Origin of the sequence: Vibrio sp. CB1-14, assembly GCF_040412085.2 — a bacterium.
GTDB lineage: Bacteria > Pseudomonadota > Gammaproteobacteria > Enterobacterales > Vibrionaceae > Vibrio > Vibrio chaetopteri.
Genome location: NZ_CP115920.1, coordinates 3,489,240 through 3,497,892, shown reverse-complemented (window position 1 = coordinate 3,497,892; position 8,653 = coordinate 3,489,240). Strand labels below are relative to the sequence as shown.

Genomic DNA, 8,653 nt, shown 5'->3' with positions numbered 1-8,653 from the left:
AATTTTAAAGAGCCCGTTTTAAAAGACGGGCTTTTTTAGTCCTGAAGGACAACCACGATGCTGATATAGCTCAGGTGGTAGAGCGCATCCTTGGTAAGGATGAGGTCCCCAGTTCGAGTCTGGGTATCAGCACCAGTATTTAGAGTCATCTTGCTGCGCAAGGTGCACCCAAGCAAGATTTTGTTTGGCGACCATAGCATTGTGGACCCACCTGATTCCTTGCCGAACTCAGAAGTGAAACGCAATAGCGCCGATGGTAGTGTGGGGCTTCCCCATGTGAGAGTAGGACATCGCCAAGCTTTAATTTCACGCCTCAGCATAAGCTGGGGCGTTTTCGTATTTGGCGTATAGTAGATTTGAGGCTCGTATTAGAAAGGCAGAGTGTGCTTGCGGATCGCCGCACCGCCCAAGTAAGAGTAGGACATCGCCAAGCTTTAATTTCACGCCTCAGCATAAGCTGGGGCGTTTTCGTATCTGGCGTTTAGTAGATTTGAAACTTGTATTAGAAAGGTAGAGTGTGTCTTGCGGATCGCCGCACCGCCCAAGTGAGAGTAGGACATCGGCAGACTTTAATTTTCACGCCTCAGCATAAGCTGGGGCGTTTTCGTATTTGGCGTATAGTAGATTTGAGGCTCGTATTAGAAAGGTAGAGTGTGCTTGCGGATCGCCGCACCGCCCAAGTGAGAGTAGGACATCGCCAAGCTTTAATTTCACGCCTCAGCATAAGCTGGGGCGTTTTCGTATCTACGGTATGTGTATCAATATTACATTAATACCACGATCAAGTTTCCTAGCCCTTCTATTTAATACTATTAGCATGATTTTGCTACTGATTCAGTTACACTTTAATCATGTTTCTAAACTAGTTATCTATTATGAGCTTACAATTTCCATTTATTATCTCGGGTGGGACGGGATCTGGGAAAACCACATTACTAGAAGCACTTGGTGAATTGGGTTTTCAGGTATTTCCTGAGGTTCCTAGGCTGCTCATAGAACAACAATCTAGACTCAATGATGGTGTATTGCCGTGGACGCAACTTGGACGCTTTGCTGAAATGTGTTTCCAGGAAATGGTTATTCAAAGAGGTCTTGCTCAACAATCAAAGCAGCTTAGCTTTCTCGACCGGGCTATTCCTGATGTGTGTGCTTATTTGGAATTTGGAAACCTGTCTGTATCAGACAATATCTTCAGCGAGGCTAACAAAGAATATCAGCAGACTGTCTTATTCTGTAAACCAACGCGTGAGACTTATGTGCAAGATGAGGTACGTCCTTATCCATTTGAGGAAGCACTGTCGATTCATCAAGCGTTGCGTATGCAGTATCAAGGGCTAGGATTTCAAGTTATTGAGATCCCGTTAATGACTGTACAACAGCGGGTCGAGTTTGTTGTTGAATTGTGTCAAACTCATACAGCAACCACTATTAGCAAGGAGAGCTAAGGAACAATGCACGACAAATTGCCTCGTCACCTCATAGAACCTGTTTCTAACTTACTGTGCTTTGTTCGCTACTTGGTTCAGCGCATGTCTCATGACCGAGTGAATGTCAACGCGGGCTATCTAACGTATATTACGTTACTCTCTATCGTGCCTATGTTGACGGTTCTGCTGTCAGTGTTGTCCTCGTTTTCAATATTTGCCAATGTTGGTGAAGTGCTACAAAACTTCATCATTCAACATTTTGTACCCGCAGCTGGTGATGCTGTTTATACAGCTCTCACTGAGTTTGTCGCTAATACAGGTCGAATGACAGCAATTGGTAGTGGTTTTTTGTTTGTTGCTGCCTTGATGCTCATCTCCAATATCGATAACAATCTCAACTACATCTGGCGAGTCAAAGTAAAGCGACGTCCGGTGTTTTCCTTCTCTATGTATTGGATGATATTGACTCTAGGTCCAATTTTGGTTGGTGCCAGTATTGTAGGAACCTCATACCTCACGTCATTAAAGATCTTGGAGCATGAGCTACTCAGTGGTGCATTTAGTTTCTTTTTAGGCTGGTTGCCCGCTTTTCTTGCACTGTTAGCTTTCACTGGGCTTTATGTTCTCGTTCCTAATAAGAAAGTCTATTTGAGCCATGCCATTATCGGCGCTGCCGTAGCGACATTGTTGTTTGAGGTGAGTAAGAAAGGTTTCGCGTACTACATAACTCAGTTCCCTTCTTATCAGTTGATTTATGGGGCGCTAGCGGCCATTCCAATCCTCTTTCTCTGGATCTATTTGTGCTGGTTTATCGTTTTGATTGGTGCCGAGTTCACAGCAGCACTAGGAGAGAAAGAACACTGGCGACTGAAAAGCCCCGTGATACAATCGACAGCCGAAAAGAAGCAATTGACCCAAAAGGAACAACCGCGTGATAGCACTGATACAAAGAGTGAGTGAGTCTGCTGTTAAGGTTGACGGAAAAACGGTCGGCGAAATCGGTAAAGGTCTGTTGGTCTTATTAGGTGTTGAAAAGGACGATGATGAAGCCAAAGCAAAGCGCTTGGTTGAGCGCGTCACTACCTACCGTGTTTTTGAAGATGAAGCCGGCAAAATGAATCTAAACGTCAAGGATGTGGATGGCAGCGTTCTTGTGGTTTCACAATTTACGCTACCAGCGGATACCAAGAAAGGGACTCGAGCGGGCTTTTCTAAAGGCGCACATCCGGCGGATGCTGAGCGTCTCTATGACTATTTTGCTGACCATTGTCAGCAGGTATTACCAACAGAACGCGGCCAGTTTGCAGCTGATATGAAAGTATCACTCATTAACGATGGTCCTGTGACGTTCTGGTTGCAGGTATAAACGAGTAACGCGTTAAGTTTACATGCGAAAGGATATCTATGTTTAAACTCATTACTCCTAAGACAGAAAATCAGCTCAGTAAGTACTATCATTTTCGATGGCAGATGTTGCGTGAGCCGTGGCGACTGCCGGTAGGATCTGAGCGTGATGAGTATGACGAAATGAGTCATCACCGCATGATTGTCGATGGGCGAGGAAGACCCATGGCGATTGGACGCTTGTATATTACGCCTGATAATGAAGGCCAAATCCGCTACATGGCGGTAAAGAGTAGTCGTCGTGACAAAGGCATGGGGTCATTAGTGCTGGTTGCACTCGAGTCCTTTGCTCGTCAAGAAGGCGTTAAGCGCTTGGTATGTAATGCCCGAGAAGATGCAATCTCTTTCTATGAGAAAAATGGCTTTAACAGCCAGGGTGAGCTTAATGACCAAAAAGGGCCGGTTCGTCACCAACAAATGGTGAAACCGCTCGATCCTTTAGCCAAAGTCCTTCGCAGACCTGAATGGTGTGCAGAGCTACAAGAGCGCTGGGAGCAGCAGATACCTATTAGTGACAAGATGGGTATCAAGATTAACCAGTACACTGGCTATCGCTTTGAATGCAGTGCGCAGTTGAATCCTAACCTCAACCCACACAATACGATGTTTGCTGGCTCAGCGTTTACGTTGGCAACGTTAACGGGTTGGGGCATGACTTGGTTACTGATGCGCGAACGTGGTTTGGTAGCGGATATCGTGCTGGCAGATAGTCGAATTCGCTATCGACATCCCGTGGAGTCCAGCCCAGTATCTGTCACATCATTAGATGGCATTAGTGGTGATTTGGACAGACTTGCCGCAGGTAAGAAAGCACGAATCGTGATCAACGTGACCATCTATAGTGGTGATACACCAGCGGTCGAGTTTGTTGGTACCTACATGCTGTTACCTAATTATCACGACAAGCTACTGTCGAGTTAACAGATTAGCCCTCATCTCATGGTGGGGGCTACTTTTATCGGCAGCCCTCTATTGGTGTAGCGGTGATCACGCCTGTGAGGATGTGTAGCGTGTAGATGCTTTTACAGGGCTCGGTTAATTCTATGTTGAGCGCTTCAAGAGGCTGCGAGCTCAAATCAATACTCTGCTTCGCTTCACCGTTAAGGTTTTCGCTAGAGATCTTAAATGGTACCAACTCCACTCTCCCTCTATCTGCGGTTAATTTCAGCGGTGTAATATCGACTGAAAACGGCGTCTGCGAATGTTCTGTAACGGCTGTAGTATTGTAGAAGCTTGCGTTGAGCGCTCCAGACACTGTTTGAGAGAAAGCGTGTTTATCAGCAATCAAAGCGCTCATCTCTAGCTCGACATCGGCTGCACCGGTGAATCCTAGCGCAGCAGGGCTACTTAGGTATTGGGTAAGCTGTACAGGCAGTGAGAAAGCGTTAGCACTAACTTTGAGTGGTTGGCTTGGCGCAGTAAAGTCGAGCTCAGCATTGGCCGTTAGGTAACCTTGGTCAAATGGAATAAATAAGCGATTTAACTGCCATTTACCCTGCTTGCTTTCGGTTTCAATAATGATCTGATTTGCGAGCACTTTGTCGATACTGGCACTATTGGCAGATGCCGTTGCTTTTCCTTGCCACAATCCCCACTGGTAGTCCTTTTTAAGGACTAGGTCATTGGCCTTCATATTGAACCCAGTGACTTGCCAAAATGGCTTGTTGGCCAGTTGAATCCACTGAGAGCGATTGAAGGTCGCATTATCAATAGTGATCGTCTTGATATCGTCGGCGTTGATATCATTAAACAGAGTCAGTAAAGAGGCATCACCAGACTCTTGGATAAACTTGATGCCATCAATATTAACCTTATCCAGCTTAACTGTGTTGGGGGTGAGTTCTCCCGACACTTGTACGCGCCCTTGCTCAAGCCGTGTATCTAAGTCGGCTATTTGGATCTTATCTTTACTGGCATAGAGTTCTATCGTCGGCTCGATAAACTCAAACCCTTGCCAGACAACTTGATCTGCATCGATGGAGAGATAAGCTTGCTGCTGAGACCATAGCTGTTTATCGAGCTCTATGCCCTCAACAGAGGCGTTGATGTTGCTGATCTTACTGCCGTTATAACTTAGCGATGAGTTAAGAATATCTAGGCTGTTGATGTGATTAACATACTTCTGAAACAAAGAAAACCAAGGGTCATCAAGATGAGTTTGCTCAAGGCTTAAGCGATTGATGGTGGTGTTAACCAATGACCATCCGCGTTCGAGTTTCTGCGCTTGTGTAGAGATACTTGCGCCGCTCCATGTGAAGGAAACGCCGTACAGCTTGCTGTTATCTCTCGCAAACACGCCGTCAAGTAATACATCGTGCAGCGCAGAGCCTTGATAATTGAGCTGAGAAGCCTCTAGTTGGACTTCGCCTTGAGATGACATGAGTGAGTCACCAGCGACAAGCCCTTTAACTTGCAGGCGCAGATCGTTGATGATCAGTTCATTATCACTGTAATCTAAATGATCAATCGCCAGGTTTTCGATCTGCCAGCGCTCAATCAGTTCTAAAGGTAATGGGTCTCTGCCATTAAGGGTCGTGCCATCAATCAACAATTCTTGAACAGTGAGGGGTTGCTTGGTCGATAAATTACCTGCCAGCCAAACAGAGAGCTTCGCGACTTCGACTGGTGGCTGCTCCGCAATCTCGAATCGAGCGTTTTCAAACGTGACCTGATTAGGGTAGTGATAGTGAAAGGCTTCACTAGTGACATGGATATCAAGTACTTTCTCTAGTGCGTAGCTCACCACTGGCTTTGCGTATTGAGTATGCAATACACCAAATACCAACAAAATGGAAAGCAGACCCAGTGCCATGAGTGCAACTAACAGTGCAACAATCTTTCTTACCACAGTGACAAAGCCTAATCGTTCAACATAAACAATAATTTAGCGTGTATAGATGAAAAAAAGCCCCTCTAAATGAGGGGCTGGGGTTAAAAAGTTGGATTTCTATCTAACTTATTAGTCTAGCTGTGGGCCTGCCGCAACCAATGCTTGGCCTTCTGCGTTGTCGGTATACTTGTCAAAGTTCGCGATGAAACGCTTAGCAAGATCTTCCGCTTTGCTTTCCCACTGTAGAGGGTCAACATAGGTTTCACGAGGATCTAAGATTGATGGATCCACACCTGGAAGTGAAGTTGGTACTTCTAGGTTGAATACAGGGATATTCGTGGTTTCCGTTTTTTCGATAGAGCCATCAAGGATCGCATCGATAATGCCGCGAGTATCTTGGATAGAGATACGTTTACCCGTACCGTTCCAACCGGTGTTAACTAGGTAAGCTTCAGCGCCAGCAGCTTCCATACGTTTAACCAGTACTTCAGCATACTTAGTTGGGTGTAGCGTTAGGAACGCGGCACCAAAACACGCAGAGAAGGTTGGCGTTGGCTCTGTGATACCACGCTCGGTACCAGCTAGCTTAGCCGTAAAGCCTGATAGGAAGTGGTACTTAGTTTGCTCTGGTGTTAGCTTAGATACTGGTGGTAGAACACCGAACGCATCAGCAGATAGGAAGATCACTTTATTCGCGTGACCGCCTTTTGATACTGGCTTCACAATATTGTCAATGTGGTGAAGTGGGTACGAAACACGAGTATTTTCTGTTTTCGAACCATCATCAAAGTCGATAGAGCCATCATTGCGAACAGTCACGTTCTCTAGTAGCGCATCTCTGCGGATCGCATTGTAGATGTCTGGCTCCGCTTCTTTCGATAGGTTGATAGTCTTCGCGTAGCAGCCACCTTCGTAGTTGAAGATACCGTCATCATCCCAGCCGTGCTCATCGTCACCGATTAGCGCGCGTTTAGGATCGGTTGATAGTGTGGTTTTACCCGTACCAGAGAGACCGAAGAAGACTGCAACATCACCTTCTTCACCCATGTTTGCAGAACAGTGCATAGAAGCGATATCACGAAGTGGTAAGAAGTAGTTCATCATCGCGAACATACCTTTCTTCATTTCGCCGCCGTACCAAGTACCACCGATAAGCTGCATTCTTTCTGTTAGGTTGAAGACAGTGAAGTTTTCAGAGTTAAGACCTTGCTCTTCCCATTTCTGGTTGGTGCATTTAGCACCATTCATAACAACGAAATCAGGCTCGAAGGTTGCAAGCTCTTCTTCTGTTGGACGAATGAACATGTTTTTAACGAAGTGCGCTTGCCACGCTACTTCAGTGATAATACGAATGCATAGACGAGTATCTGGGTTGGTGCCGCAGAATCCGTCGATCACAAATAAACGTTTATTGGATAGTTGACCAGTAACTAGAGTTTTAAGGTCGTTCCATGCCTCTTGGGACATAGGTTTGTTGTCATTTTTAACCTTATCGTTTGTCCACCACATGTTTTCTTCAGTTGTAGCGTCTTTAACAATAAATTTGTCTTTTGGAGAGCGTCCAGTAAAGATTCCCGTATCTACAGCAACGGCGCCAAGCTCAGTAACTACGCCTTTCTCGTAGCCTTCTAGACCTTCGCGAGTTTCCTCTTCAAATAACTGTTCGTAGCTTGGGTTGCGAACGATGTCAGTTACGCCAGTGATTCCGTACTTGGTTAGATCGATTTGTGCAGCCTTGTTAATGTCCATAACGGTCATAGGTGCTCCTTATTGGATTTTTTGTAGGGATTTTAAAATTGTAGTAATAATTGTTTAGTTGTTATTTTGTTTTTATTTTGAACTCCATGCTAGCAATGGATATCCGAGAAAACAGGGAGGTAGTTCAAAAATTAGTCATCAGTTATTGATGGTTTTAAGTGTTTTGTCACATATTGAATTTAGGTGATTTCTCCTCAAAGCAAACCTTTGCGCTAGATCAAATGTAACACATTAAAACCACCTCTAGTTAGATGTTCTGTTCATGTTTTTTGCAACATTGTTAAAAAAAACGAACAAAAAAAGCCAGTTCGTTAACGAACTGGCTTTTTGGGCTGAACACGTTCAGATTTTAGTGCACGGTGCTATCACCTGGTGCGGATTGAGCGTCCGCAAAAATCGCTTTGATTTCTGGTTCGTCAAAAGCGTACGTGGTACCACAGTAATCACAGTGAAGCGCTACTTCGCCATCTTGTGCAAGAATATCCATGATCTCTTCTTGTGCCACCGTTGAAATAGCACCCGCGCTGCGCTCACGTGAACAGCCACAGAAAAACTCAACCTGTTTCGGCTCGAATACTTGTACTTTATCTTGGTTGTACAAACGATAAAGTAGCGAGTTGGCTTCTAAGCCAAACAATTCTTCGTCTTTTACGGTATTGGTCAGTTGCTCTAGATGTTCGAAGTCTTCTGCTGAACCTGTACCATCAGGCATCACCTGAAGCATCATACCTGCCGCATGTGGTTTACCTTCAAACTCACCTGAGCGGATCCACAAGCGTGTTTTTAGCTGCTCAGAACGTTCGAAGTAACCTTCAAGAACTTCAGCAAGAGTGTCACCTTCTAGGCCAACGACACCTTGGTAGCGCTCGCCCTTATCTGGAGTGATGGTGATCACTAGGTAGCCTTTACCCATCATGTCATGGATGTTGGCATCGTCGGCAATGTCACCTTCCCAACGCGCTACACCGCGAAGCTTTTGGTTGTGGTCACCGTTAATGACAGCAAGTGATACCGGACCGTCACCTTGAAGCTGCATAGTAATAGAGCCTTCAAACTTTAGTGTCGCAGTTAAAAGGCTGGTGGACACGAGTAGGTCACCAAGTAGCTTTTGTAGCGGAGCTGGGTAGTCCTTGCTTGATAGAATTTCTTGATAAGCTGTATCCAGTTGTACGAGTTCGCCACGCACAGACAGTTCTTCAAAAAGGTAGCGGTTAAGTATGTTGTTAGCCATTGA

Annotated in this window: 7 protein-coding genes, 1 tRNA gene and 1 rRNA gene; 6 read left to right on the top strand and 3 right to left on the bottom strand. The window is 45.4% G+C overall.

All coding sequences use genetic code 11. From position 1 onward, the window contains the following. Positions 1–59 precede the first annotated feature (59 nt). From PG915_RS16135 to PG915_RS16110, 6 genes are all read left to right on the top strand, one after another. Positions 60–135, top strand: a tRNA-Thr gene (locus PG915_RS16135). Positions 136–183: 48 nt separating this feature from the next. Continuing rightward, positions 184–299, top strand: a 5S ribosomal RNA gene (gene rrf, locus PG915_RS16130). A gap of 576 nt (positions 300–875) precedes the next feature. Beyond that, positions 876–1,445 (top strand): AAA family ATPase, encoded by a 570-nt coding sequence (locus PG915_RS16125; RefSeq protein ID WP_353497366.1) that lies wholly within the window; start codon positions 876–878, stop codon positions 1,443–1,445. A 6-nt stretch (positions 1,446–1,451) separates the two neighbouring features. Further along, complete coding sequence (locus PG915_RS16120; protein WP_353497365.1) at positions 1,452–2,387, top strand: virulence factor BrkB family protein; 936 nt, start codon at positions 1,452–1,454, stop codon at positions 2,385–2,387. Continuing rightward, the gene (gene dtd / locus PG915_RS16115) at positions 2,359–2,793 is read left to right on the top strand and encodes a D-aminoacyl-tRNA deacylase (protein ID WP_353497364.1); all 435 of its coding nucleotides are present in this window, start codon (positions 2,359–2,361) and stop codon (positions 2,791–2,793) included. Before PG915_RS16120 ends, dtd begins: the two co-directional genes overlap by 29 nt. A gap of 38 nt (positions 2,794–2,831) precedes the next feature. Beyond that, positions 2,832–3,752 carry a bifunctional GNAT family N-acetyltransferase/hotdog fold thioesterase gene (locus PG915_RS16110; protein WP_353497363.1) on the top strand — a complete coding sequence of 307 codons (921 nt, stop codon included), beginning with the start codon at positions 2,832–2,834 and terminating at the stop codon, positions 3,750–3,752. A 34-nt stretch (positions 3,753–3,786) separates the two neighbouring features. On the opposite strand, the gene PG915_RS16105 is transcribed toward PG915_RS16110, so the two are convergent. The 3 genes from PG915_RS16105 to hslO form a co-directional block, all read right to left on the bottom strand. Beyond that, the gene (locus tag PG915_RS16105; protein ID WP_353497362.1) at positions 3,787–5,679 is read right to left on the bottom strand and encodes an AsmA family protein; all 1,893 of its coding nucleotides are present in this window, start codon (positions 5,677–5,679) and stop codon (positions 3,787–3,789) included. A 111-nt stretch (positions 5,680–5,790) separates the two neighbouring features. Next, positions 5,791–7,419 (bottom strand): phosphoenolpyruvate carboxykinase (ATP), encoded by a 1,629-nt coding sequence (gene pckA, locus PG915_RS16100; protein ID WP_353497361.1) that lies wholly within the window; start codon positions 7,417–7,419, stop codon positions 5,791–5,793. A gap of 349 nt (positions 7,420–7,768) precedes the next feature. Beyond that, positions 7,769–8,650 carry an Hsp33 family molecular chaperone HslO gene (hslO, locus tag PG915_RS16095; RefSeq protein ID WP_353497360.1) on the bottom strand — a complete coding sequence of 294 codons (882 nt, stop codon included), beginning with the start codon at positions 8,648–8,650 and terminating at the stop codon, positions 7,769–7,771. Positions 8,651–8,653 lie beyond the last annotated feature (3 nt).

What these genes read in the sequence shown, in the direction of transcription:
- hslO (WP_353497360.1), bottom strand. Translation starts at nt 8,650, where the DNA reads ATGGCTAACAACATACTTAACCGCTACCTTTTTGAAGAACTGTCTGTG.
- PG915_RS16110 (WP_353497363.1), top strand. Translation starts at nt 2,832, where the DNA reads ATGTTTAAACTCATTACTCCTAAGACAGAAAATCAGCTCAGTAAGTAC.
- PG915_RS16120 (WP_353497365.1), top strand. Translation starts at nt 1,452, where the DNA reads ATGCACGACAAATTGCCTCGTCACCTCATAGAACCTGTTTCTAACTTA.
- pckA (WP_353497361.1), bottom strand. Translation starts at nt 7,419, where the DNA reads ATGACCGTTATGGACATTAACAAGGCTGCACAAATCGATCTAACCAAG.
- PG915_RS16125 (WP_353497366.1), top strand. Translation starts at nt 876, where the DNA reads ATGAGCTTACAATTTCCATTTATTATCTCGGGTGGGACGGGATCTGGG.